The 25912-nt window shown below is 70.2% G+C and carries 17 protein-coding genes and 1 riboswitch; of the genes, 9 read left to right on the top strand and 8 right to left on the bottom strand.

Annotation, left to right across the window (positions count from 1 at the left end; genetic code table 11):
* Positions 1-255: 255 nt before the first annotated feature.
* The 5 genes from AB0I88_RS12095 to AB0I88_RS12075 form a co-directional block, all read right to left on the bottom strand.
* Positions 256-2952 (bottom strand): bifunctional diguanylate cyclase/phosphodiesterase, encoded by a 2697-nt coding sequence (locus tag AB0I88_RS12095; protein ID WP_361021699.1) that lies wholly within the window; start codon positions 2950-2952, stop codon positions 256-258.
* A gap of 88 nt (positions 2953-3040) precedes the next feature.
* Positions 3041-3697, bottom strand: coding sequence for a response regulator transcription factor (locus AB0I88_RS12090; RefSeq protein ID WP_361021696.1), 657 nt, complete (start codon positions 3695-3697; stop codon positions 3041-3043).
* On the bottom strand, positions 3694-4794 hold the full coding sequence (locus tag AB0I88_RS12085; protein WP_361021693.1) for a sensor histidine kinase: 1101 nt from the start codon (positions 4792-4794) through the stop codon (positions 3694-3696). The genes AB0I88_RS12090 and AB0I88_RS12085 overlap by 4 nt, the downstream gene beginning before the upstream one ends.
* A 101-nt stretch (positions 4795-4895) precedes the next feature.
* Complete coding sequence (locus AB0I88_RS12080) at positions 4896-5852, bottom strand: ATP-dependent DNA ligase (RefSeq protein ID WP_361021689.1); 957 nt, start codon at positions 5850-5852, stop codon at positions 4896-4898.
* A gap of 17 nt (positions 5853-5869) precedes the next feature.
* Positions 5870-7132, bottom strand: a complete 1263-nt coding sequence (locus tag AB0I88_RS12075; protein WP_361021686.1) for an extracellular solute-binding protein — start codon at positions 7130-7132, stop codon at positions 5870-5872.
* A gap of 357 nt (positions 7133-7489) precedes the next feature.
* Here AB0I88_RS12075 and AB0I88_RS12070 point away from each other — a divergent pair, with 357 nt between their 5' ends.
* Entirely contained in the window at positions 7490-7867 is a 378-nt protein-coding gene (locus tag AB0I88_RS12070) for a hypothetical protein (RefSeq protein ID WP_361021683.1), read from the top strand.
* Between the two features lie 9 nt (positions 7868-7876).
* Here AB0I88_RS12070 and rnhA read toward each other — a convergent pair whose 3' ends face one another.
* Complete coding sequence (gene rnhA, locus AB0I88_RS12065; protein WP_361021680.1) at positions 7877-8335, bottom strand: ribonuclease HI; 459 nt, start codon at positions 8333-8335, stop codon at positions 7877-7879.
* Between the two features lie 153 nt (positions 8336-8488).
* Here rnhA and AB0I88_RS12060 point away from each other — a divergent pair, with 153 nt between their 5' ends.
* The 7 genes from AB0I88_RS12060 (at position 8489) to AB0I88_RS12030 (ending at position 21933) form a co-directional block, all read left to right on the top strand.
* Complete coding sequence (locus tag AB0I88_RS12060) at positions 8489-9418, top strand: ABC transporter ATP-binding protein (RefSeq protein ID WP_361021677.1); 930 nt, start codon at positions 8489-8491, stop codon at positions 9416-9418.
* The gene (locus AB0I88_RS12055) at positions 9415-10170 is read left to right on the top strand and encodes an ABC transporter permease (protein ID WP_361021674.1); all 756 of its coding nucleotides are present in this window, start codon (positions 9415-9417) and stop codon (positions 10168-10170) included. Before AB0I88_RS12060 ends, AB0I88_RS12055 begins: the two co-directional genes overlap by 4 nt.
* Positions 10171-10449: 279 nt before the next feature.
* Positions 10450-11286 carry an ABC transporter ATP-binding protein gene (locus AB0I88_RS12050; protein WP_361021671.1) on the top strand — a complete coding sequence of 279 codons (837 nt, stop codon included), beginning with the start codon at positions 10450-10452 and terminating at the stop codon, positions 11284-11286.
* Positions 11283-12068, top strand: a complete 786-nt coding sequence (locus AB0I88_RS12045) for an ABC transporter permease (protein ID WP_361021669.1) — start codon at positions 11283-11285, stop codon at positions 12066-12068. The genes AB0I88_RS12050 and AB0I88_RS12045 overlap by 4 nt, the downstream gene beginning before the upstream one ends.
* Complete coding sequence (locus tag AB0I88_RS12040) at positions 12029-13195, top strand: sensor histidine kinase (RefSeq protein ID WP_361021666.1); 1167 nt, start codon at positions 12029-12031, stop codon at positions 13193-13195. The genes AB0I88_RS12045 and AB0I88_RS12040 overlap by 40 nt, the downstream gene beginning before the upstream one ends.
* Positions 13192-13809: a response regulator transcription factor gene (locus AB0I88_RS12035; RefSeq protein ID WP_361021663.1), complete on the top strand. Its 618-nt coding sequence runs from the start codon at positions 13192-13194 to the stop codon at positions 13807-13809. The genes AB0I88_RS12040 and AB0I88_RS12035 overlap by 4 nt, the downstream gene beginning before the upstream one ends.
* Positions 13810-13935: 126 nt before the next feature.
* Positions 13936-21933, top strand: coding sequence for a Calx-beta domain-containing protein (locus tag AB0I88_RS12030; RefSeq protein ID WP_361021660.1), 7998 nt, complete (start codon positions 13936-13938; stop codon positions 21931-21933).
* A gap of 291 nt (positions 21934-22224) precedes the next feature.
* Positions 22225-22303: riboswitch (cyclic di-GMP riboswitch) on the top strand.
* A gap of 236 nt (positions 22304-22539) precedes the next feature.
* Here the strand turns inward: AB0I88_RS12030 and AB0I88_RS12025 are convergent.
* Together AB0I88_RS12025 and AB0I88_RS12020 are read right to left on the bottom strand one after the other, a co-directional pair.
* On the bottom strand, positions 22540-23046 hold the full coding sequence (locus AB0I88_RS12025) for a hypothetical protein (protein WP_361021657.1): 507 nt from the start codon (positions 23044-23046) through the stop codon (positions 22540-22542).
* 6 nt (positions 23047-23052) lie between these two features.
* Positions 23053-23337, bottom strand: coding sequence for a hypothetical protein (locus AB0I88_RS12020; RefSeq protein ID WP_361021654.1), 285 nt, complete (start codon positions 23335-23337; stop codon positions 23053-23055).
* Positions 23338-23404: 67 nt separating this feature from the next.
* Here AB0I88_RS12020 and AB0I88_RS12015 point away from each other — a divergent pair, with 67 nt between their 5' ends.
* On the top strand, positions 23405-25672 hold the full coding sequence (locus AB0I88_RS12015; RefSeq protein ID WP_361021651.1) for a Calx-beta domain-containing protein: 2268 nt from the start codon (positions 23405-23407) through the stop codon (positions 25670-25672).
* Positions 25673-25912 lie beyond the last annotated feature (240 nt).

Here is a 25912-nt window from a genome sequence, read left to right as displayed (position 1 = left end):
CCCGCGATCCGCTGCCGGGTCACGCCCGTGCCGCGCCCGCCGGGCTGAGGTGCCCACTCACCCGGCCGGCGCTCAGCGCGGGTCGCAGGCCCGCCGAGGCGGCTCCGGTGTCCGGCCGGGGTGAGGGTGACCGGCGGCGCACAGCCCGGCGGGCGCGGCGCGGGCCGGACCCCGCGCCCGGCTCGCGGTGCTCGGCAGAGCGGCATCCCACGCGTACCGGAAAAGGTCGTGAGAGGGACCCGGCAGGGGCGTGAGTCAGGCGGGGGTCTGGGCGCCTTCCAGGAAGAGGCGGCCGGCGTCGGCGGCCGGGACGGGGCGGGAGAAGTAGTAGCCCTGGGCGAAACCGCAACCCATCTCGCGGAGGGCGGCGAGCTGGCCGAACTCCTCGATGCCCTCGGCGACGGTGGACATGCCCAGGCTGTGGCCGAGACGGACGATGGTGTCGGTGAGGGCGGTGTCGTCGGCGATGACGCCGAGGCGTTCCACGAACGAGCGGTCGATCTTGAGGGTGTCGACGGGGAAGCGGCGCAGGTAGGCCAGGGACGAGTAGCCGGTGCCGAAGTCGTCGATGGCCAGGGTGAGGCCGAGCGCCTTGAGGCGGACCAGCTGTTCCAGGTTGGCCTCGGTGTCGGTCATCAGGACGCTCTCGGTCATCTCCAGGCAGAGCCGGCCGGCGGGCATGCCGGTCTCGGCCAGCACGGCGGCGACGGTCTCGGCCAGGTCGGCCCGGTCGAACTGGCGGACCGACACGTTCACCGACATCTTCAGCGGGCGGCCGCCGGCCGCGGCGGTCCATTCGACGGCCTGGCGGCACGCCTCGTGCAGCACCCAGTGGCCGAGCGGCACGATCAGGCCGGTGGCCTCGGCGATCGGGATGAAGTCCAGCGGGTTGATCATGCCGCGGGTCGGGTGCGGCCAGCGGACCAGTGCCTCGAAACCGATCACCCGGCTGGTCTCCAGGTCGACGGTGGGCTGGTAGTGCAGGCGCAGATCGCCGTTCTCCAGGGCGGCGCGCAGGTCGGACTCCAGTTCCAGGCGTTCGACGAGGCCGTCGCGCATCCGGGGGTGGTAGCTCGCGAAGCCGCTGCCGCCGATCGCCTTGGCGTGGTGCATGGCCAGGTCGGCGTTGCGCATCAGCTGTTCGGCCCGGTCGCCGTGGGTGTCGGCGGACTCCTCCAGCAGGGCGGTGTCGGCCAGGCCGATGCTGGCCCGTACGTGGATCTGTCGTTCGCCGAGCACGATCGGCGCGTCCAGGTCGTCGAGGATCCGGCGGGCCACCTCCTCGGCCCCGTCGTCGCCGGTGAGCAGCACCCCGAACTCGTCGGCGCCGAACCGGGCCACCAGGTCCTCCTCGCGGACGCAGGCGCGCAGCCGGTCGGAGACCTGGACGAGCAGCTGGTCGCCGGCCAGGTGGCCGAGGCTGTCGTTGACCCGCTTGAAGCCGTCCAGATCGAGGTGCAGCACGGTGGCGGTGGCGCCGCTCTCCAGCATGACGGCGGTGCGTTCCCGGAACAGGGCCCGGTTGGCGAGCTGGGTGAGCGAGTCGTGGTACGCCTCGTGCACCAGCTGTTCCTGCAGTTCCATCCGCTCGCTGATGTCCCGGGTGTTCAGCACGAAGCCGGCCACGTGCGGGTCCTCCACCAGGTTCGTGATGATCACCTCGGAGGGCAGTCTGCGCCCGTCCTGGTGGGTGTGCACGACCTCGAGGGTGACGTCGGCGAACGGGCGGGCGGCGACCTGGCGCATCGCCTGGGCCAGCCGTATCGTCACCTCGGCGTCGACCAGTTCGGTGTAGGGGCGGCCGAGGAACACCGCCGCCGGGTAACCGAACACCCGCTGCATCGAGTCGGACTGGTAGCGGATCACACCGGTGCTGTCGATCACCGTGACGACGTCCGAGCTGTGCCGGATGAGGGCGTGGAAGTGCTGCTCACGGGCGTACAACTCGGCGGTCCGCTCGGTGACCCGGGTCTCCAGGCCACGGGTCAGCGCCCGGTTCTCCAGCAGGGTGAGCAGCTGCCGGCCGACGATCAGCAGAATCAGGAAGGACCGGGTGAAGGCGACGAACGGGTGGCTGTGGCCGGTCTGCAGGTGGAACATGACGCTCGCGCCCAGAGCCGCCAGCACCGCGATGTACGGCAACAGGACCGCGGTGTCCCAGACGCGCGGCGACAGCTCGAGCGGGGCGTCGGTGGCCACCCGGGGCCGCAGCGCGCCCATCGTGATCAGGGCGTAACCGGCCATCCAGCCCAGATGTACGGTCGGCCCGGCGTGGTGATCGCCGACCAGGTGCAGGTAGACGTGCCCGGTGTCGGCGACCGCGAACGCGACCATGCCGGCGCCGACGAACGCCAGGTCGGTGCCGCAGCCGTACCGGTCCCGCTGCGACGGCAGCATGTAGCCGACCATGGTGGCGATCACCACGTCGGCCAGCGGGAAGAACAGCGTCAGATAGAACCGCACCCCGTGCGTGCCGGCCTGGATCGGGTCGTTCATCACGAAGACCCACGCGACCAGCACCAGCGACGACGCGATCAGCAGACCGTCCAGGACGCTGCGGATCCGGTTCACCAGCGGCTGGGCGGCACTCGGCATGGTCAGCAGCGCGGCCGGGACGAGCAGGCCCAGACCGATCAGGCCGATGTCGCCCAGCCCGCTGTGCCCGGCGCTGTCCGGCGCCTCCTGGTGGGCGAGCCAGGCGTACTGGCCCAGGCCCCAGGTGAACAGACCGGCGGCGAGCAGCGCCCACGCCCAGCGGGCCCGGCCGGTGAAGCCGAGCGACCGCCACACGCAGGCGGCGGAGGCGGCGCCGGCCATGACCGGCAGAACCCAGGCGTGCTCCCCGCTGACGACCAGGACGGCGCCGATCAGGAACAGGACTCCGACAGCGACGCAGCTGCGGATCCACCGGCGCCACGCGCCCGGATCCGTGGCCGTGAAGTCGACCGCCATCCGTCTCACCCCTTCCGGTCCGCCACCGTGCGGTGGAGGTGACCGGGAGATCGGGCTGGGGCAGACGGTCCTGAGAAGATCCTGTGACTCAGTTTCCGGCCAGGCCGTCCTCGTACGCCACGATCACCAGCTGCACCCGGTCACGGACGCCCAGCTTGGCGATCGCCCGGGTGACGTGGGTCTTCGCGGTCAGCGGGCTGATCACCAGCTCGCGGGCGATGTCGTCGTTGGAGAGGCCGGCGGCGACCAGCCGCACCACCTCGCGTTCCCGGTCGGTGAGCACGGCCAGCCGGTCACCGCCGGGGGAGGCGGCCGCCGGGACCGGGCGGTGGGCGAACTGCCCGACCACCCGGCGGGTGACGCTGGGCGAGAGCAGGGCGTCCCCGCCGGCGACCACCCGGACCGCGTTGCGCAGCCCGTCCGGGTCGATCTCCTTGGTGAGGAAACCGCTGGCCCCGGCGGCGAGAGCGGCGAACACGTACTCGTCGGTCTCGAAGGTGGTCAGGATGATCACCTTGGCGTCGTGGAAGCCGAGGATCTGCCGGGTGGCCGCGATGCCGTCCATGCCGGGCATCCGGATGTCCATGAGGATCACGTCGGGGCGCAGCGTACGGGCGGCGCGCACCGCCTCGTCGCCGGTGGACGCCTCACCGACCACCGTGATGTCCCGGCCGCGCCGGAGCAGGCTGCGGAATCCGGCGCGGACCAGGTGCTGATCGTCGGCGAGGAGCACCGAGATGGTCATCTCGGCTCCGCGATCGGGATGGTCGCGCGTACCGTGAAGCCGTTCTTCACCGGTCCGGCGGTGAGCGCGCCACCGAGCGCGGCCACCCGCTCCCGCATGCCGGAGATGCCGTGCCCGTCGGTCACCGGCCCGGTCGTCGTGCCGTCGTCGTGCACGTCGACGAGCACACTGCCGGGCGCGTAGCGGAGCGTGACCCCGACCCGGGTGGCGCCCGCGTGCCGGACGGTGTTGGTCAGCGACTCCTGCACCACCCGGTAGACGGCGGTGGCCACCGGCGCGGGCAGTTCGACGGGATCGCCGACGGCGTTGAACGACACGTGCAGGCCGGCGTCGCGGACCCGGCTGATCAGCCGTTCCAGGCTCTCCATGGCCGGCAGGTCGTCCTCACGCAGCACGCCGACCAGCGTCTTCAGGTCGGTCATGGCCCGGCCACGGACCTCCTGGGCGAGTTTCAGCGACGCTTTCGCCTCTTCCGGCTCCTCGTCGAACGCGTCCAGCGCCACGTTCAGATGCACACCGACCACGGCCAGCGTGTGGGAGACCACGTCGTGCAGGTCGCGGGCGATCTCCACACGCTCCTCGGCCCGCCTCCGGCCGGCCTCGAGTTCCCGGCGCTGCTCGTCCTGGGCGATCCGGTGCACCGTCTCGGCACGCCAGCGCAGCGTGCTGCGGTACGCGGAGGCGCCGGCCAGCGCGGCGGCCACCCACAGCGTCTCCCCGCCGAGCTGGGCGAGCACCCAGTCGGCCGAGTGCGGGTGGACGAAGGTGTCCCAGTTGAGACCCCAGAACAGCATCAGCGCCGAGGCGATGATCGCGGTCCGCAGCCGCCCGGACAGCACCAGCGCCACCAGGGCGGCGGTCGCCGGCCACAGCCAGCCGGCCCCGATCAGCCCGGCCACCCGCCAGGAGGCGACGGTGCAGAAGCAGAGGACGAGCACGGTGAGCGGCCACCGGCGGGCGGCGAGGACCAGCCCGGCCAGGCTCACGGCGAGCGCGCCGACCAGAACGGTCTCGCCGAGCCCGCCGGTGAGGGCGAGCCCGGTCGGCACGCCCACCAGGGTCAGGACGGCGGCGGTACGGGTGAGGTTCGTCGTCATGCCGGGGACGCTATTTCCGGCGGGCGGGGCGGCGCGTCCTACCGCGGCTGTCACCCGCGTCGACGCCTTTCGCGTACGGCCTACACCGATCGAAGTAGCCATCAGCTCTCGCCGGTCGCCTCGCGGCGGGCCCGTGCTCGCCGTTTGCCCTCGTGCATGGCCTGGACCCGGGCCACCGGGATGGTGTGCCCCTCGGCCACCAGTTCGGGGTCCAGCTTCTGTGGCGCGGGCATGGCGTCCGCCCACGGGTCGCGGTCGCCGAGCAGGCCGGGCACCGTGGCGATGGTGAAGTCGGCGGGGGTGACCCGGTCCAGGTCGTCCCACCCGACCGGGAAGGAGACCGGCACGCCCGGCCGGGCGCGTGGACTGTACGCCGCCGCCACGGTGGCTCCACCGGCCCGGGTGGCGTCGAGGAAGACCTTGCCGTGCCGGTCCTCCCGGATGAACGCCGTGGTGGCCAGCTCCGGGTCGAGTCGTTCGGCGCGGGCGGCGACGGCGCGCTGGGCGGCTGCCACGTCCTCCACGGCGGCGCCGTCGGCGAGCGGGACGAAGACGTGCACGCCCTTGGCCCCGCTGGTCTTGACCGCCCCGGACATCCCGGCGCCGGCGAGCGCCTGGCGGACCAGCCGGGCGCCGGCCACGGCCAGGCCGAAGCCGCCGTCCTCCGGCGGGTCCAGATCCATGATCAGATGGGTGGGGTGGGTGGAGCCGGCGGTCATGAGCGCCGGGTGGTACTCGACGGCGCGCTGGTTGCCCAGCCAGAACAGCGTGCGCCGGTCGTTGGCCAGCGGGTACGTCACCTCGCGGTGCGACGAATCGGCCCACACCGTGGTCCGGGGCACCCAGTCCGGCGTGTATTTCGGCAGGTTCTTCTGCATGAACCGGTCCTGGCCGCGGAGCACCCGGATGACCGAGAGCGGCCGGTCCCGCAGCACCGGGAGGAATCGCCCGGCCATCGCGTCCAGGTAGTCGACCAGGTCCCGCTTGGTGGCCCCGGCCCCTGCGAACAGCTCCTGATCCAGATTGGTCAGCGGTACGCCGTCACGTTCCTCACCCATGTACCCATCGTGCCCTGTTACGGCTGCCTTATGAATTGTTTGGCGGCCGCGGTCAGCGCGCTCTGCAGCGCGGCGGCGTCGCCCGAGGTGGAGAACGCGCCGAGCGCCGCGTTGGCGGCGTTCTGCCAGGGCTGCGAGCAGGCCGAACCGTGCGCGCAGGACGGGACCGGGGTGCCGGACTGCCAGATCGAGACGGCTTCCAGCTGGTATTCGGAGAGGCCGTCGGTCGGTGCGTCGGTGCGGGCCGGGATGGAGCCCTTGCGCCTGTTGAACGCCTGCTGGCCCTGTGGCGACGCGACCGTCCGGAGCCAGCAGCGGGCGCCTTCGGGGTTGGCCGCGTCGGTGGTCAGCACGAACGAGTCGGCCATCCACTGGAAGGCCTTGCCGTTGCCGGGGAAGGTGAAGGTGTCGTACCCGTTGAAGGTGGCGGCCGCCATCTCGGCGGCCACCCAGTCGCCCATCAGCTGGTAGGCGGCCTTGCCGTCGATGAGCAGGCGGGTGGCGTCCGGCCAGTCGAGCGAGTCACGGTCGGTGTTGCTGAATTCGAGGATCCGGGCGAAGTCCCCGATGGCCTGCCGGACCGGTTTGCCGTCCCACTTCGTCGTGCCGGTGAACAGCCCGCTGAACCGCTTCGGGCCCAGGTCGCTGATCAGCACCGACTCCAGCAGCATGAGCTGTGTCCAGTCGCGGCCGAGCGCGAGCGGCGACTCGACGCCGGAGCGGCGCAGCCTCTCCAGGTTGCCGATGAACTCGTCCATGGTCTTCGGCACGGTCAGGATGCCGGCGTCGGCGAGCACCTGGTCGTTGGCCCAGACGACGTTGGCCCGGTGCACGCCGGCCGGCACCGAGTAGATGCCGTCGCCGACGGTCAGGTCGGCGACCAGGCCGGCCGGCAGCGCGTCGCGCAGCCCCCAGGTCCCGTACTCGGCGCTCAGGTCCTGGACCTGGCCGGCGTCGATGTGGTCGAGCAGTTCCGCGCCGGCGTGCACCTGGAACGTGTCGGGGGCGTCGTTGTGCTGGAGGCGGGCGTTGAGCACCTGCTTGGCGTTCACCCCGGCGCCGCCGGCCACCACGCCGCTCTCGAAACGCTGCCCGGGGCAGGCGCTCGCGAACAGGTCGGCCAGCGCGTCCAGGCCGGCCTTCTCCCCGCCGTCGGCCCACCAGGTGAAGACCTCCACCGTGGTGGTGGCGGTGTCGTCCTCCCCGGAGCCGCAGGCGGACGCCAGCAGCAGTGCGGCGGCGCCGACGACGGCCGCCAGGGCGCGTCCTGTGGAACGCATGGCCCTCCCCCATCATCCAGACTCATCCATGTCACATGGACAATCGGAAGTACCGTGCCGCTCCGCGCGTAAAGGTGTCAACTCGTGACCTATCGTCGCTTCATCACACAGTGCGGCCATTTCGATCATGAGCAGGGTGGATGCCGCTTGCCGGGCATGCGCCGCTGCCGCGAGGATCGCAGCTCTCGCGCTGAATGTAACTGACGGTTAGTTGTCTGACGGCACGTGCCTCCAGGTGGGCGGGGAGCAAATAAGATCAACTGCCACCACTTCGTCACTCAAAGTGATATCTCATTCCAACGGGGTACGCCAAACGGGCCATAGCTGACGGTCTATCCGATTCGTCACAATCGGGGAATGAGCGCACCGGGTGACATCCTCCTCCTCACCGGCCTGGCAGCGGCCGTCATGGCCTGTGCCGGATACGCCGCGGGCCGGATCCACCAGCGCCGGCAGAGCGGGCCGGAGCTGCGGGACGCGTACCGGCACGGGTACGAGACGGCCACCCGCAGCGTGTTCAGCATGGCCGCGCGGGCCGCCGGCCGGCGCCCGGTCGCACCGCGGGTCGTGCCGCTCGTCCCGGACGTGCCGGAACAGCGGGCGGGCCGGCACACCGTGCCCGAGGAACTCGTCCGGGCCGCCACCTACGAACTTCCGCCCGACCGGGTCGCCCGCGCCAAGGTGACCGGCAACCCGGTGCCCCGGCCCCGCGGAGTGACGGACCCGGCCGACTGACCCGGCCGGTCAGAGCTTTCCGGCCGCCTCCAGCGCCTCCTGCAGCCCACGGGCGGCGAGACGGTCGGCACGCTCGTTCTCCGGATGGCCGGCGTGCCCCTTCACCCAGTGCCAGGTCACCTCGTGCCGCCGGACCGCCTCGTCGAGCCGCTTCCACAGGTCGACGTTCTTCACCGGCTGCCGGGCCGCGGTCAGCCAGCCGTTCCGCTTCCAGTTGTGCATGTACTGGGTGATGCCGTTACGCACGTAGACACTGTCGGTGTAGATCTCCACCGTCAGCGGGGCACGGTTCAGAGCCTCCAGCGCGCGGATCGGCGCCATCAACTCCATCCGGTTGTTGGTGGTCGAGCCGGGGTCGCCGCCGCACAGATCCTTCTCCCTCGTGCCCCACCGCAGCACCGCTCCCCAGCCGCCGGGTCCGGGATTGGGGACACACGCCCCGTCGGTGTAGATCTGCACGACGCTCATACCTGGAGAAGATAGGACCCGACCCGGTAGGAGGTCCGCACCGGTCCGGCGGGGGATTGTGGGACAAGCCATCCGGCGCACCGCCGGGCCTGACCGCCCGACCGGTCACCGTATGGTGGCGGGGGCGGATGACTTCTCGGATGGACGGGACTCATGGTTGGTGGCGACGTGGCCGCGGTCGAGGTTCAAGACGTCGTGGTGCGTTACGGCGACACGACGGCCGTCGACGGGGTGTCCCTGCGCCTGCCCCGCGGGCGGGTGCTGGCCCTGCTCGGGCACAACGGCGCCGGCAAGACCAGCCTGCTGCAGACCTGTGAGGGCTTCCGCCGGCCCGACAGCGGCCGGACGCGGGTGCTCGGCCTGGACCCGGTCGGCGACCACGACGCGCTGATGCCACGGCTCGGCATCATGCTCCAGTCCGGCGGCGTCTACCCGTGGGCCACCGCCGGCGAGATCCTGCGGCTGTTCGCCTCGTTCGCCGCCAACCCGCTGGACACCGACATGCTGCTGGACCGGCTCGGGCTGCGGAGGTTCGAGCGGACCCGGTTCCGCCGGCTCTCCGGCGGCGAGCAGCAGCGGCTCAGCCTCGCGGTGGCCCTGGTCGGCCGTCCCGAACTGGTCTTCCTCGACGAGCCGACGGCCGGCATGGACACCGAGGCCCGGCACACCACCTGGCAGCTGATCGAGGAACTGCGCGCCGACGGCGTCTCGGTGCTGCTCACCACCCACCTGCTGGACGAGGCGGAGCGCCTCGCCGACGACGTGGTGATCATGCGGTCCGGGCGGGTCGCGGCCACCGGCACCCCGGCCGAGCTCACCTCGGCGGCCGCCGTCGACGTCCTGGAGGTGCGCGCCGACCCGGGGCTCGACCTGACCGGCCTGCGCGGGCGGCGGACCGTGACCGAGCCGTCCCCCGGGCAGTACACGATCTCCGGCGCCCTGGACACCGCCGGCCTGGCCGAGGTGCTGGCCTGGTTCGCGGCGGCCGGCGCTGACGTGACCGCGGTGAACACCCGCCGCCGCACGCTCGAGGACGTCTACCTCTCCCTGACCACGCAGACCCCGGTGGGAGCCACGCAGTGAGCACCTTCGCCCCGGCACCCGGGCGCGCCCCGATGCGGACCATCCTCGGCAGCCAGATCCGGATGGAGTTGCTGCTGACCGCCCGCCGTGGCGAGGCGGTGGTGCTCGCCATGGGTGTGCCGCTGCTGGTCCTGCTCGGCGCCGGCCTGTTCGACGTCACCAACCTGCCGACCGGCGACCGTCTCGGTTACGTCGTCCCCGGCGTCCTGGCCCTCACCGTCATGTCCACGGCGTTCACCGGGCAGGCCATCACCACCGGCTACGAGCGCAGTTACGGCGTACTGAAAAGGTTGGGCGCCTCACCGCTCACCCGGCCCGGCCTGTTGTTCGCCAAGACCGCCGCGGTGCTCGCCCAGATCGTCGTGCAGGTCCTGGTCCTCGCCCTGGTCGGCGTCGCGGTCGGCTGGCGGCCGGAGGCCGGCGCCGTGCTTCCCGCGATCGGGGTGACCGTGCTGGCCGCCGCCGGCTACAGCGGCCTGGCCCTGCTGCTGGCCAGTGTGCTCAAGCCGGAGACCACCACCGGCGCGGCCACCCTCATCTACGTGGTGATGCTGTCCGTCGGCGGGATCATGTTCGGCGCGCCCGGCCTGGGCGCCGCCGGCTGGTTCCTGCTGCCGCTCGCCGCGCACGCCGAGGCGCTGCGCGCGACCCTCACGCACGGCGGTTCGGTGCCGGCCGGCATCTGGCTGGCCCTGATCGCCTGGGCGGTGTTCTGGCCGGCCGTGGCGGCCCGCAAGTTCCGCTGGGAGTGAAACCAGCGTGTGGGTTTCGGGTGCGGGTCGTGCCTGAAACCCACACGCGGGGATTTCCGTCCGGGCGGGGGCCACGCCCGAAGCCGACACGCAGAGTTCTCCGTTCGGGGGTGCGGGTCGTGCCCGAGACCCGCACGCGGGGGTTTTTGTGTGTGGGGTTGGGGTGCGGATCGCGCCCGAAACCAACACGCGGGGTTGGCTGTCCACCGATCGATGGACAACCGCTGACCGTCGCGCGGTCGTCCCGTCAGGGGAGGCCCGGACGGCACGATCGACCGCATGGAAGCCATCGAGGTAACCGGACTCCGCAAGACGTACGGCGATCGGGACGCGGTCGCCGGAATCGACCTGGTCGTGGCCCGCGGCGAGATCTTCTCGCTGCTCGGGCCGAACGGCGCCGGCAAGACCACCACCGTTGAGATCCTCGAAGGGCACCGCCGCCGCACCGCCGGTGACGTGCGGGTGCTCGGCGAGGACCCGGGGCGGGCCGGGTCGGCGTGGCGGTCCCGGATCGGGATCGTCCTGCAGGACGCCGACGACGCCGCCGACCTCACCGTGCACGAGATGGTCCGGCACGTCGCCGGCTTCTACCGGGGCCCGCGCAAGCCGGACGAGGTGATCGAGCTGGTCGGGCTGGAGGCCAAACGGAACAGCAGGATCCGTACGCTCTCCGGCGGCCAGCGCCGTCGTGTGGACGTGGCGCTCGGCATCGTCGGCCGTCCCGAGCTGCTCTTCCTCGACGAGCCGACCACCGGTTTCGACCCGGAGGCGCGGCGCCGGTTCTGGGAGCTGATCCGCACTCTGGCCGGGGACGGCACCACCATCGTTCTCACCACCCACTACCTGGACGAGGCGGAGGCGCTCGCCGACCGGCTCGCCGTGATGTCCGACGGGCGGATCGTCGCCGAGGGCACCCCCGCCACCCTGGGCGGTCGGGTCGCCGCGCAGGCCCGGGTCAGCTGGCTGGAGAACGGCACGGCCCGGACCGAGCAGGCGGCCGACCCGACCGATCTGATCCGTCACCTGGTGACCAGCGGCGCCGACCTGAGCACGCTCACCGTCACCCGGCCCACCCTTGAGGACACCTACCTGAGCCTGATCGGAGCCGCCCGATGATCGCCGTCGCCCTGAGCCGTGGCCACGTCGAGATCCTGCAGTTCCTGCGGGACCGGACCGCGGTGGTGTTCACCTTCTTCTTCCCGGCGCTGCTCCTGCTGCTGTTCGGCACCATCTTCGGCAGCGAGTCCAGCGAGGCCGGCGTCGCAGCGAGCCGGATCTTCACGGCCAGCATGATCGCGTACGGCGTACTCAACACCGCGTTCGTGTCCATGGGCTCCGGGCTGGCGCTGGACCGGGAGGACGGCACCCTCAAACGGCTGCGCGGCACCCCGATGCCGGCGTGGGCGTACCTGGTCGGTAAGGCTCTTCTGGTCCTGCTGTTGAGCGTGGCCGAGGCGGCGGTGCTGATCGGTGTCGGTGTGCTGGTCTTCGACATGCCGCTGCCGCCGGCCGACCACTGGGTGACCTTCACCTGGATCTTCCTGCTGTCGGTGATCTCCTGCTCGCTGGTCGGCGTCGCGGTCAGCGGCCTGGTCAAGAACGCCCGCAACGCCGGCGCGATCCTGAACGTGCCGGTGGTGGCGCTGCAGTTCGTCTCCGGTGTGTTCATCCACCCGATGAGCCAGCTGCCGGACTGGCTGGAGAAGGTGGCGTCGCTCTTCCCGGTCCGCTGGATGGCGCAGGGTTTCCGCTACGTGTTCCTGCCGCCGGAGGCCGAGGCCCAGGAGATCAACGGGACCTGGGACCTCGGCATGGTGGCCGTGGTGCTCGGTGTCTGGTGTGTGATCGGATTGGTGTTGTGCCTGATGACGTTCCGGTGGAGCACGCGAGACAGGTGAGCGCCTCCCCTTCCATCCGGCTCTGGGAGCTCTACTTCCTGGTGGTCGTGGTCGCCATCGTGGCCGCGGCCCTGCTGATCGACGGATCCACCACGGCCGGCCGGGTGCTCGCCGTCGGCTCGGTCGCCGCGATGGCGGTGCTCTATCCGACCGCGGCCCGTCCGCTGATCGCGATCGACGAGCAGGGCCGCCGGTCGTTGCTGGTGAGTCTCGCGTACCTCCTGCTCTTCACCCTGGCGGTGGCCGGTGTGCCGGTCGCCACCTGGCTGATGTTCCTGATCATCCCGTTGTTCTTCATGCTGGTGCCGCTGCGCCTGGCGGTCGGCCTGGTGCTGGCCGCCAACGTGATCCCGGTCCTGCTGGAACTGCGCGCCGACCCCGGCGGAATCCTGATCGACCTGGTGATCGCGGCCATCTCCACGGCCGGGGGCATCTGCATCGGCGTCTGGATCACCCGGATGGCCGAGCAGAGCGAGCAGCGGGCCCAGCTCATCGCCGAGTTGGAGGCCAACCGGGCCGAGGTGGCCCGGCTCTCCCACGAGGCGGGGGCGGCGGCCGAGCGGGCCCGCCTGGCCGGAGAGATCCACGACACTCTCGCTCAGGGCTTCACCAGCATCATCACGCTGCTCCAGGCGGTCGATCCGGACCTGCGCGACGAGCGGCTCGCGCTCGCCGTGCGTACCGCCCGGGAGAATCTCGCGGAATCACGGGCCATGGTCGCGGCCCTCTCACCGTCGGCGCTGGCCTCCGCTTCACTTCCCGAGGCGGTACGCCGCAGCGCGGACCGGTTCACCGAAGAGGCGGGGGTGCCCGCCACGGTCCGGATCACCGGCTCGGAGCGGAACCTGCCGACCCGGGCCGAGGTGGTGCTGCTGCGCGCCGCCCAGGAGTCCCTGACCAATGTCCGCCGGCATGCCGGGGCCCGGGAGGTGGCCGTGCTGCTGGCGTACTCGCCGGATTCGGTGCGGCTGGTGGTCCGCGACGACGGGTGCGGCTTCGACCCCGCCGTGTCCGGGAACTTCGGCCTTTCCGGGATGCGTTCCCGGGCCGCCGACGTCGGTGGCTCCCTGACCATCCGCAGCGACGCCGACACCGGCACCACCATCGAACTGGAGATTCCCGCGTGATCCGCATCGTGCTCGTCGACGACCATCCGGTGGTGCGGATGGGCCTCCGGGGCATGCTCGACGCCGAACCGGACCTGACCGTCATCGGCGAGGCCTCGTCGGGGGTCGAGGGGGTGGCCGTGGCCCGGGCGGAGCGGCCCGACATCGTGCTGATGGATCTGCGGATGCCCGGTGGGGACGGGGTCGACGCCATCGGTGAGATCCTCGCGACCACCACCGGGGTGCGGGTGATGGTGCTGACCACGTACGAGTCGGACCGGGACATCCTCCGCGCGATCGAGGCGGGCGCGGCCGGCTACCTGCTGAAGGACGCCGCGCCGAAGGAGCTGGCCGACGCGGTCCGGGCCGCCGCCCGCGGCGAGACGGTGCTGGCGCCCAGCGTCGCGTCGACCCTGGTCCGGCAGGTGCGCAGCCCGGCCCCGCCGGCGCTGTCGGCCCGCGAGACCGAGGTGCTGCGGCTGGTGGCGGCCGGGCTGACCAACGCCGAGATCGGCAAGCGGTTGTTCATCAGTGAGGCCACCGTGAAGACCCACCTCCTGCGGATCTTCAACAAGCTGGATGTCGCGGACCGTACGGCCGCCGTGACCACCGCCATGCGGCACGGCCTTCTGTAAAGCTGAATTCGTCTCATAAGCCATCAATCGGACGGCTAGATTACGGGTCTGTGCGCCCGTCCCCAGGCCGGGCCGGAGCGCATCGGACCTGCTCCCACCTCGGCGAACGCCGGAGGAGACGAAACCATGCGCGAACGTCCGGCCCATCGGGCAGCAGAAGAGATCCCGTTCCGCTTGTGGGCGCCGGGCAGACTCCACGCCTTCGTCTCGGTCGCGGCCGCCACCGCCGTCGGGTTGCTGCCGGGGGTGGCGTACGCGGCGCCGGGGCAGGAGGAGACCGGCCCGGTGGTGAACATCGGCGCGCCCGTACGGGAGACGGTCGCGGAGGGCGACGTACTCGTCTTCCCGGTGACGCTGGTAGACGGAACCGGCCCGGTCACCGTGCAGTTCTCGATCACCGACATCTCGACGGCCTCCGATGACCGCCTGCCCGTGGATCCGGTGATCATCGATCCGGATGTCTCGCCGACCGTCGACGTCGAGGTGGCCACGGTCGCCGACGTCACCTCGGAGGCCCAAGCGGAGACGTTCTCGCTCCAGGTCGACGACACCGAGGAAGTCACCCCGGGCACGGCCGGCGTCGGCAGGATCCTCGACCCGGTCCTCTCGATCACCCCGTCCGGGACGATTCCGGAAGGCGACGGCGATCATGAGCAGACCTTCGACGTCTCACTCAATGTCGGATTCGCGGGCGGACTGGATCTCGACTACACGGCTTGGGCCGCGGAGAACGACAGCGCGGTCGACGGGACCCACTTCGACGCCACCACCGCGTCGCTGAACATCCCGGCCGACGAGACCAGCGCGCAGTTCGACGTCACCATCCACGGCGATCAGCGCCACGGGGGGCCGGACAAGACCTTCAGCCTGGACCTGGTCAACTTCGGCAAGCCCAACGTCGTGTGGCCGGGGCCGCGGACGATCACCATCGACGACGACGAGAACCTGCCGGCGATCGCCTCGGTGACCGCCGAGCCGTTGGCGGCCGAGGGTGACGGCCCCACCATGGTCACCTACGAGGTGAGACTGACCGAGGCCAGCACCCAGGACATCACCCTGGCCGTCTCCGGGGACGGCGGCGAGGCGGAGCAGACCGGCGACCGTCTGGGCTCCAACGACTACTCGGTGCCCTCCGACGTGGTTTTCCAGGCAGGCGAGACGGTTCAGACCTTCGACGTGACCGTCCACGGTGACGGGGTCTTCGAGAAGGACGAGACGGCCACCATCGCCGTGACACCCCCGTCCGACGGCACGATCATCGACCCGGTGGCGAAGACCGCCCCACTGATCATCCCCAACGACGACGCCGCGCCGACCATCACTTTCAACAACTTCGATCAGTACGAGGACAGCCCCGATGTCCCGGTGACCTTCAACGTCAGCGGCCAGTTCCAGGGGCCCCTGAACTGGACGGCGTCCGCTCTCGGCACCGAGACGGACGACCTCGACGCCGCCGAGGGCGGCGACTTCAACGCGCTCGATCTGGATCTGGACGGCGAATTGCAGTCCGCCGACACCGAGATCGTCCTCGGCAAAGTGGACCTCCTGCTCGGCAGCGCCGACGAGTTCGACGAGGCGATCGAGTTCACCGTCGACCTCGAAGACGTGGGGCCGGTCAGTGGCCACGGCGTCATCCGCGACTCACTCGACCACCTCGAACCCAAGCTCGAGATGGTGGCCGACGCCGAGTTCATGGAGCACGAGGAGGCGGCGAGCCTGCCGGTCCGGGTCTGGTTCGACCCGGCCGACGGCAACCAGGCCACCTCCAGCGAGAAGCCCATCAGCGTCAACTACTCCACGGGGGACGGTACGGCGCTCGCCGACGACGACTACACGGCCGTGGCCGAGGAGCCGGTGACGGTGTCGGATGAGGAGCCGTTCACCGAGCTGCCCCTGACCCTGACCGCGGACGGCACACGCGAGGTCGACGAGTGGTTCACCGTCAGCCTCTCCGATCCGCCGGTGAACGCGACCCTCGCCCCTCGGTCGTCGACCACGGTGACGATCACCGAGGCGCCGCCGACGGTGGCCGTCGCCGACGCCCCGGCCGTCGCCGAAGGCGAACCTCTCAGGTTCCCGGTGACCCTGAGCGATCCCCTCGGCAACCCGGTCACGGTGGGGGTGATCACCAGCGACGGAAGCGCCGAATCGGGGAGCGACTACACGGCCGTCACCGAGGTCGAGATCCCCGCGAACACGCGGACCGCTTTCGTGGAGGTCCCGACGAAACCGGATGATCTACCCGAGGCGGATCCGGAGACGGTGACCGTAAAGATCATCGCTCCGGAGGGTCTGACGCTGGGAGCCGACACCGCCACCGGCAAGATCGTCGACGCCGAGCTCACCGTGACCCCGGACGGGCCGATCACGGAGGGGGACAGCGGCACCCGCGAGCAGACCTTCACCGTCTCGTCCAATGTGGCCTTCACGAACGACGTGGAGATCACCTACGACGTCGTCGCGAACACCGCCACCGACGCCGACTTCACCGCGGTGGACCCGGGACCGCTGCTGATCACGGCGGGTCAGACCGAGGCGCAGTTCACCGTGACGATCGTCGGCGACCAGGTACCCGAGGCCGAGGAGACCTTCACCGTACGGTTGACCGGCATCACCGGGACGCCGGCCACCGTGGCCGGGCTGACCGAGCACGCCTTCGGCATCGTCGACGACGAGCAGGTGCCCACGATCACCTCGGTGACCGGCCCGGACCCGCTGGCCGAGGGCTCCGGCCCCACCACGGTGACTTACACGGTCACCCTGGACCGGCCCGCTCCCGCCCCGATCACCCTGGCCGTCGGCGGGGACGACGATTCCGCCGTGCAGATCGACGACGGGGTGGGCGGGCAGGACTACACGGTCCCGGACACCGTGACGATCGACCAGGACGAGAGTTCCGCGACCTTCGACGTGACGATCAACGGCGACACCATCCATGAGGAGGACGAGTCCGCCGTCATCGTGGTGAATCCCCAGCCGAACGACGCGACCGTACGGGGGACGGGGCAGGCGCCGCTGAACATCACCGACGACGACACCGCGCCCACCCTCGACTTCACCGAGTTCGACGAGATCGAGGGCGCCACGGGCGTCGCCGTGAAGTTCCAGGTCATCGGATCGGCCCAGGCATCCCACGACTGGACGGCCACGATCGAGAGCAACTCGGACGACACCACCGACTCGACCCAGGAGCCCGACTTCACCAAGGGCGCGCTGAAACTCGACGGCACCATCGCACCCGGCGCGACGGAGGTCTCGCTGGGCGCCATCGACCTGGTGACCGGCAGCGCCGACGAGTACGACGACACGGTCACCGCCACCGTGGAGGCCGGCGCCCTCGGCACCTTCACCGGCCAGGGCAGGATCCGGGACCTGCCTACGCAGAAGGCGCCGCTGATCGTGCCGGAGGGTGACGTCACGGTCGGCGAGGGCGAGGAGGCGACGGTCTTCTTCGGCACCGACTTCGCAGCGGTCGACGGCAACACCGCCACCAGGACGGAGAAGCAGATCGAGGCCGACTTCCGGACCGTCGGGGTCTCGGCGACCGAGGGCACCGACTACGAGGCCGCGTCCGGGTCGGTGTTCGTCGAACCCGGGGACGCCGGCGGATACGCCCAGGTCCTGACCACGGCGGACGGCGTACCGGAATCCGACGAGACACTCAGGATCGAACTGATCAACCTGGGCGAGTCGCCCTACGACGGGCCGGCGCCGATCGTGACGATCAAGGACGTCGAGCGGAACGTCAGCGTCGGCGACGCCGACACGGTCGGTGAAGGCGCCAAGCTGAGGTTCCCGGTCACCCTGACCGCGCCCGGCCAGGCGCCGATCACGGTCAAGGTGGCCACCTCGACCGGTACGGCGACGGCGGACACCGACTACACGGCCTTCACGGAGAAGGAGGTCGTGTTCGCCCCGGGCGAGACGGCCAAGACCGTCGAGGTGGCGACGATCGCCGACGGTGCGGCCGAGGACGCCGAGGAGACCGTGGTCCTGCGGATCACCGACACCGGCGGAACGGCCGCGGGCACGACGACGGCCACCGGGCGGATCGTGGATCCGGTCCTGTCGGTGAGCCGGTACGAAGCGATCATGGAGGGCGACGACGGCACCCGCGAGGCCTACATCGACGTGCGGCTCAACGCCCGCCTCGACACCGAGGTGCGGCTCGAATACGACGTCGTCGGCGACACCGCGACCGCCGGAACGGACTTCGACGCGGTCTCCCGCCGCTCGATGGTGTTCGAGCCGGGACAGACGTTCGGGAACATCACCGTGCCGATCCACGGCGACCACACCGACGAGGGCGCGGGCGAGACCTTCAAGGTCCGGCTCTTCAACGTGGTCGGAGCCCCGGTCGAGGGCTCGAACGAGCACACCTTCACCATCGTCGACGACGACGGGGCGCCGGCCCTCGCCGGCCTGGAGGCGCCCGACGGCATCCAGGACGGCGAACAGGACACCACCAGCAAACGGGTGTACTACGTCCAGCTGAGCGGGCCGGTCGCCGAGCCGGTGACGCTGAACGTGCGGGCGATCGACGGAACGGCCGTCCAGTCGGGCAGCGGACCGGGCCGGCCGGACTTCAGCGTCCCGGGCACGGTGACCGTCAACCAGGGGCAAAGCTCCGCGATCATCGAGGTCACCCTGGTCGGCGACGACGTCCACGAGGCCACCGAGACCGCCACCCTCGCTGTCGCGCCGCGCCCCGGCGAGACCGCCGTGGTCGGATCCGAGGTGACCACGCAGATCTCCATCGACGACGACGACGCTCCGCCGACCGTCACGGTGGTTCCGTTCGACCGGGACGAGAGCGCGGGGATCGTACTCCTGCGGGCGAACGTCACCGGTGCGGCGCAGGCGCCGATCCCCTGGACCGCGACCGTCGCGGGGGTTTCCGACGGCAACAGCGACCCGGCCGAATCCGACGACCTCAGCATGACCGGCCTGACCAGGTCGGGGACCATCGCACCGGGAGAGACCCAGATCGATCTGGGCTCCGTCGAACTGTTCGTCGGCGCCGCCGACGAGTTCGACGAGACCGTGAAGATCTCCCTGACCGCCGAAGGACTGGCGCCCGCCGACGGCTGGGGAAAGATCCGCGACCTGGACACCCATCTGCCGCCGGTCCTCGCCTCACCGGCCGATGTCGCGGTCGTCGAGGGCGCGACCGCGACCATCCCCGTCGAACTGGACTTCGGGGCGGTCATCGGCAACACCGCCACGTCCACCGAGAAGACCGTCAAGGTCGACTACGGCACCGTCCCGGGCACGGCGACGGCCGGCTCCGACTACACCGCAGTCTCGAACGGTGTGACCTTCACGCCCGGCACGACGACCGACGACATCACGGTCACCACCCTCACCGACGCGGTCATCGACCCCGGTGAGACGTTCACGGTGGTCCAGGCGAACGAGGCCAACACCGTGCCCGGTGCCGGTTCCCTCACCACCACCGTCACGATCAACGAAGCCCCCGGCGCCTTCGTCCCGCCCACCTTCCAGGTACAGCCCGACACCACGGCGACCGAGGGCCAGGCCACCCCCGCCGGCGTGACCGTCACCCTCAGTGCCCCGGCACCCGAGGACGTCGACCTCGTCATCACCACCACCGACGGCACCGCCCGGGCCGGCGGCGACTTCACCGCCCCGCCGGGCACTCTGACCATCCCGCAGGGTCAGCAGTCGGCCACCGTCAAGGTGCCGATCGTCGACGACGCCGTCCACGAGACGAAGCAGACGGCCACGATCAAGGTCGGCCTGGCTCCGGGCGAGACCCAGGCCACCGGCGTGGCCCAGGAGAGCACCCTGGTCATCACCGACGACGACCCGGTGCCCACCATCACCCTGAACACCGCGAACGGCCCCGAGGGCGCAACCGTCGACGTCATCGCGACCCCCACCGGTGTGGCCGAGGACCCGATCACCTACCTGCTGAGCCTCAGCGGCGACTCGTCGAACGGCGCCGACCCCGCCGAGTCCACCGACTTCACCGACAACAGTGGCGAGGTCATCCTGCCCGGCGGCAGCACCGCCCCGGTCACCCTCAAGACCATCACGCTGAAGAGCGACGCCATCGACGAGGCCATCGAGACCATCCGGGCCATCCTCCAGAACCTCACCGTCCCCGAAACCGCCCCGGTCACCTCCCGGTACGGCATCACCGACGACGCCCAGGACCTGCCACCCACCGTTGCGGTCGGGTCGGTGCAGGTCTCCGAGAACGCCGGTGGGGTGGACCTTCCCGTCTCCCTGGAGTTCCAGAGCGGAAACAGCGCCACCTCCACCGAGCAGCCGATCGCCGTCGCTTTCGAGACGCAGGCCGGCACCGCGAACGCCTCCGATTTCGGTTACTCCGCCACCACCAATCCGCTGGTGATCCCAGCCGGCGCCGCCGGTGGCACGATCCGGATGCCGGTCACCGACGACACCGAGTACGAGCCCACCGAAGGCTTCCTGGTGCGGGTCGCGCCGATCAGCCCGACGGACGTGAAAGTGAGCCCTGACCTGGGCATCGTCTACATCATCGACGACGACCAGGCGTCCCGGCCGACGTTCACCGCCGAGGACACCCTGCACGTGGGCGAGGAGTCCGGCAGCGCGACCATCGCGATCAACCTGAGCGCCGCGGCGCCCCGCGACATCGACCTCACCGTCGCCGTCCAGGACGGCACCGCCACCGAAGGCGGATCAGGCACGGGCGAGGACGACTTCGACAAACCCGCAACCACCACGGTACGGATCCCGCAGGGCGCCAGAAGCACCACGGTGACCGTGCCGATCCGGTCCGACAACGTCTACGAGGGCGAGGAGAAGGCGCTGGTCACCGTCGCGCTGGCGCCCGGCGAACTGGACGCGGTCGGTCCTGGGCGGGACACCACGCTGGTCATCGCCGACGACGACCCGGAGCCCACGTTCACCCTGAGCCCGGCCACCGTGGTGGAGGGCGACACGGTTCGGGTGTCGGCGGTCGTCACCGGCACCGCACAGCGGCCGATGACGTTCGACGAACCGATCGTCACCGGTGGTGGTGACGAGGACGCCGCCGAAGCCGCCGACTACGAGGCGGACCTGACCGCGGAGCTGCCGGCCGGAACGGCGAGCGGCAGCACGATCGAACTCGGCACCGTCCGCGTCAACGGCGACACCGTGGACGAGGCCACCGAGGGCTTCACCGTGGCGTTCGGCGGTTCGGTCGCGGGCTTCCGGATCACCGACGACCCGGCCGACACCCCGCCGACCGTGTCGATCACCGACGTGACCGCCGACGAGAGCGACGACACGGCCACCGTGACGGCCACCCTCGAATTCAGCGGCGACACCACGGCCACCGAGCGGACCATCACCATCCCGTGGAGGACGGTCGACGGCACCGCCAAGGCCGGCAAGGACTACACCGCGGCCACCGGCACGATCACCATCGACCCGTTGGAGAACTCCGCCACCGTCGCGGTTCCGCTGCGCGGGGACACCCAGTTCGAGCAGGACCAGGCATTCATCGTACGGCTGGGCGAGGCGAGCCCGGCCGACGTCAAGGTGGAGAAGGCCAACGGCGAGGTGACCGTCGAGGACGACGACAAGCCGAAGGCACCCACCCTGTCGGCCCCGGCGAACGTCACCGGCGTCGGCCGGGTGACCATCAGCGGCACGGCCGGGGCGGGCTCCACCGTCGAACTGCTGAGCGCGCCCGGCACCAGTGGCGGCACGTTCAAGGTGGTGTCCACGGTGCAGGCGGACAGCGAGGGCGCGTACTCCTTCAAACCGAACTTCACCCAGGGGTACCGGCTGCAGGTACGCGCCGACAAGCTCACCTCGGCGGTCCGCACCGTCCAGGTCCGGCAGGAACCGAAGGTCACGGTCACCTCGCCGAGCCGCCGTACCGCCCGCATCACGGTCACCGGTGATCCGGACCGGAAGGGCCAGAACGTGACGGTCCAGCGGCAGGACCGGGGCGGCTGGGACACCGTCGCCGCCGGCAGGCTCGACGGGGACGGCGAGTTCGTCACCACGGAACGATCGCTGCGTTCGGGCTCCAACGCCGTGTATCGCGCGGTCATCGCGGCGACGCCGTCGCTGGGCATCCTGGCCGGGACGTCGCCGGCCCGGACGATCCGGGTGAAATGAAGCCGTTCGGCGCGAAGGGTGGTCCGGGCGGGCCGCCCTTCCTCCGTTTCCGGGATCTCGGCCGGGCGGTCCCGGTACAGTTCGCCGCTGGTCAGGATGCTTTCGGAGCCTTCGCGTCAGGGCTGATACCCGGCTATGTGAAGGACTTTCGACCGAAAAATGCGTTCCGCCGCTAACGGTGCGATACGCCGGTTAGATTGCAGTTGGCACCGCCTCACGCGGATCTTCGCATCCCGTGTCTGCGCTGCTGAGGGCCGGTATGGCCGGCACCCCGAACCGCCCTAGGTGCGGTACCCGAACAGGCAAACCCGTCGCGAGGCGGGGACGCAAAGCCAGGGGCCTCCCCGCTGGAGGTAGCCCAGCCGCCGAAGGAGACAGGAAGAGAATGCGTCATCGACCCATCCAAGCGGCGCCGCGAGAGCGGGTGCCGTTCACGCTCTGGGGACGGAAGCGGATCCGGCAAGTCCTGGCGACTGTCGCCGCTTCGGCTGCTGCCCTCGTCCCAGCGACGTTCGTCGCCTCACCGGCGCTCGGAGCGCCCGTTCCCAACCTGACGATCACGCCTGCCGGCGGCTATGAAGGCGGGAATGCCGCATTCGTCGTCACCTACACGGGCGCTTCGTCCTCCGGCGTGATCACCTTCACTACGGATACGGGCGGTTCCAACCCGGGCACCGGCGGTGGTGACGACTGGACCGCCGCGCCGGACGTCCCCACATACACCTTCCCAGGTACGACCGCGGGTGGCGCGAACACGATCACTGTGTCGGTCGCCCTGGACACCGACGGCAACACCGAGAACGTTCCCGAGACCTTCCTCTTGAAGGCGACCAACCCCGGCGGCGCTGTCTCGACCGGTGAAGGCTCGATCTCGGATGTGCCCGCCAGCCCGGCGACGCTGACGTTCTCGGCACCCTCCGTTGTTGCCGAGTCGGCAGGAGACATCACCGTCGTCGCCAACCTGAGCGGCATCCTGCAGCAGGATGTGACCTTCCCGATCACGACAGGCGGTCCGGTGGGTTCGGGATATCCCGCGAACTCGACCGCTGTGTCCACAGGTGGTGTCACCCGGGACTTCACCGCCCCGCCGCCCGACGGCACCGTCACGATCAAGGCTGGTCAGCTCAGCGCCACGACGACGGTCGCCATCAACGACGACAATGTGGACGAGGTCGACACCCAGTACTTCTCGATCAGTTCCACGGGGCATTCGGTCGCTAACGTGACCACCGCGGCCGCCGGCATCGATGTCGGGATCACCGACAACGACGCTGCCCCGACGGTGACCATCGGTGATGCGCCGAAGGTCGCGGAAGGCGTCGCGGCGAGTTTCCCGGTCACGCTTTCGTCTCTGTCGGAGCGGAATCTGAACGTGAACTTCACCGCCTCCAGCGGTGCAGACACGGACAACGCCCGAGGCGCCACTGCCGGTTCTTATGATTCAGGCACCGATGCCCTGACCAACGACTTCGTGGGCGGCACTCAGACCGTCACGATTCCCGGGCTGACTCAGACGAAATACGTCAGTGTCAGAACGGGTACGAACAGCCCAGGGCCGGATCTCATTCTGGAGGGAACCGAGACCTTTGCCGCCAGCCTGAGCACCGCCACATCGGATGCTGCGGCACTCGGTACGACCACGACCGCTACCGGCACGATTCTTGATGCGTCAGACCCGGCCGACGCGGATGCGGCCGACTTCGACACGGACAAGACCGGAGCCACCGGTGAAGACGACTTCACCGAAGGTGACACCGGTACCACCGAGAAGAACATCCTTCTGACGATCAAGACGGCGGCGGCAACGCGCGAGGCACCGATCAAGCTGGACTACAAGTTCTCGGACGGCACGGGCACCAAGGACCTCGACTACCGGGGTGTCGACGGCACCATCACCGTTCCTGCCAGTGCCACGCTTCCCTACTCGGCGAAGATCCCGGTGACGATCATCGGCGACACGCTGAAGGAGGCCGGCGGCAACTACGAGACCTTCAAGGTCACCCTGTCCAGCTCCAACGGCACGGTCCACTCGGCCGACCTCGTAGAGAAGACCTTCGAGATCACCGAGGAGGCTGGCGACGCCCTGCCGACCTGGACGACGGCGGACGTCTCCGTCCAGGAGGGCAACACCGGCACGACCACGGCTAAGATCCCGATCACGCTGAGCGGCAAGACCAGCTCGGCGACGACGGTCAACGCCACCTTCACATCGAGCAGCGCGGTCGAGACCGGCGTGAACTCGGGCGCCACGGCGGGTGACAACGACTTCGACCTTCCGCTCACTCGCTCGGTGACGATTCCGGCCGGCAGCACGACCGGTTTCATCGAGGTGCCCGTCAACGGTGACACCGTCTACGAGAGGGACGAAGCCTTCAGCGTTGTGCTCACCACGACCAGCACGGACGTCTCCGCCGCCGAGACCGCGGATGCGGTGCACACCGCGCGTGTGTTCATCACGAATGACGACGCCAAGCCGACGATGACGCTGAACCAGATCGCCGGCACCGAGGGCACGTCGGTGCGTGTCACCGGAACCATCAACGGCGTGTCTCAGCTGCCCTACACGCTCGGTATCACCGCTGCGGGAAGCGGCGACTCGCCCGCCACCGTGGCCAAGGACTTCGAGGCCCCGGCCGCGATGCTGTCCACGCCGATCAGCGTCACCCGCGGTCAAACCGGTGCGCTGGCGGCCAATATCGGTGAGATCTACCTGCTGCCCGACGACATCGACGAGGCGACCGAGACGTTCAGCGTGACGGCGACCGAGACGACCGCGTCGCCGGTCGGGTTCGTCACCTCGGCGGGCGCGTTCCGGATCACGGATGATCCGGCGGACGTGCCGCCGGCGGGCTCGATCCGCGACGAGTCGATCGGGGAGGACGAGGGGTCCGTCGACGTCCACGTGGACTTCAAGTTCGACGAGAACACCAAGGAGACCACGCAGACCGTTCAGATCCCGTGGACCACGGTCGACGGCAGCGCCAAGGCCGGCGACGACTACGAGTACGCGAAGGGCATCCTTCAGCTCAAGCCGGGCGACCTCTCCGCGACGGTGAACGTCGAGATCCTCAACGACAAGTTGAAGGAGAACGAGGAGAACTTCTACGTCAAGCTCGGTACCCCGATCACGGCGGGCGCGGCGGTCGACAAGGCCACCGGCGAGGTCACCATCAAGTCGGAGGACGTGGCCAGCCCGGTCACTCCGACGCTGAGCGTGACCGGCCCGGCCCGCGGTGTCGGTGCGGCGAAGTTCATGGGTACGGCGGCGCCGAACACCAACGTCGAGTTGTGGGGTTCCCCGCTGCCGAACACCGACCCGACGAAGATGGAGCAGCTCACCGACGTCAACGCGGACGACGACGGCTACTTCGAGTTCGCGCCGCGGTCGATCGCCAGCGGTTGGGCGTTCGTGGTCCAGTCGCAGGACATCAACTCGGCGGTCAGGACCGTCAAGGTGACGCAGCTGCCGTCCTTCGCGGCCTCCTCGCCGAAGAAGGGTCAGCTGAGCGTCTCGGTGGCGGGTAACCCGCGGGCCACCGGCCAGGCCGTCACGGTCCAGCGGTACACCGGCGGCAAGTGGGTGAACGTCGGCAAGGGCACGACCACCGCGACCGGCTGGAAGGGCACCTTCAAGTTCAAGTCGAAGACCAAGCTGACGCTGCGGGCACACGTCGCGGGTAACGCCGCCGCCGGCATCAACGCCGGGTACTCGTCGCAGAAGAAGGTCACCGTCAAGTAGGAGAACGCGCACAAAGACGGGGGCGGCCGCCAGGCCGCCCCCGTCCCGCGTTCGTATGCGGAACGCCACTCGCCGGTCACAGAAGTACGGTTCTCAGAACCGTACTTCTGTGACCCGCCGGTAGGGGGCGGGCCGAGCTGGCGCCAGGCATTCGCTCTGGAGTCCGGTGAGCGGGCCACCGACCGCCGACCTCGGTCGCGTGTGGCTTTCGCCCCGAGGTGCTGTTCCTCGACGAGCCGT

Source organism: Actinoplanes sp. NPDC049802 (assembly GCF_040656595.1).
In the GTDB taxonomy this organism is placed as follows: Bacteria; Actinomycetota; Actinomycetes; order Mycobacteriales; family Micromonosporaceae; genus Actinoplanes.
The sequence above is the reverse complement of the archived record's forward strand: the minus strand, read 5'-3'. Positions and strand labels throughout refer to the sequence as shown.

Bases quoted from the DNA above. Each gene is read 5' to 3' on its own strand.
- rnhA (WP_361021680.1), bottom strand. From the start codon at position 8,335: ATGAGCGTCGTGCAGATCTACACCGACGGGGCGTGTGTCCCCAATCCC.
- AB0I88_RS12090 (WP_361021696.1), bottom strand. From the start codon at position 3,697: ATGACCATCTCGGTGCTCCTCGCCGACGATCAGCACCTGGTCCGCGCC.
- AB0I88_RS12050 (WP_361021671.1), top strand. From the start codon at position 10,450: ATGGAAGCCATCGAGGTAACCGGACTCCGCAAGACGTACGGCGATCGG.
- AB0I88_RS12095 (WP_361021699.1), bottom strand. From the start codon at position 2,952: ATGGCGGTCGACTTCACGGCCACGGATCCGGGCGCGTGGCGCCGGTGG.
- AB0I88_RS12045 (WP_361021669.1), top strand. From the start codon at position 11,283: ATGATCGCCGTCGCCCTGAGCCGTGGCCACGTCGAGATCCTGCAGTTC.
- AB0I88_RS12070 (WP_361021683.1), top strand. From the start codon at position 7,490: ATGAGCGCACCGGGTGACATCCTCCTCCTCACCGGCCTGGCAGCGGCC.
- AB0I88_RS12060 (WP_361021677.1), top strand. From the start codon at position 8,489: ATGGTTGGTGGCGACGTGGCCGCGGTCGAGGTTCAAGACGTCGTGGTG.
- AB0I88_RS12030 (WP_361021660.1), top strand. From the start codon at position 13,936: ATGCGCGAACGTCCGGCCCATCGGGCAGCAGAAGAGATCCCGTTCCGC.
- AB0I88_RS12075 (WP_361021686.1), bottom strand. From the start codon at position 7,132: ATGCGTTCCACAGGACGCGCCCTGGCGGCCGTCGTCGGCGCCGCCGCA.
- AB0I88_RS12080 (WP_361021689.1), bottom strand. From the start codon at position 5,852: ATGGGTGAGGAACGTGACGGCGTACCGCTGACCAATCTGGATCAGGAG.
- AB0I88_RS12085 (WP_361021693.1), bottom strand. From the start codon at position 4,794: ATGACGACGAACCTCACCCGTACCGCCGCCGTCCTGACCCTGGTGGGC.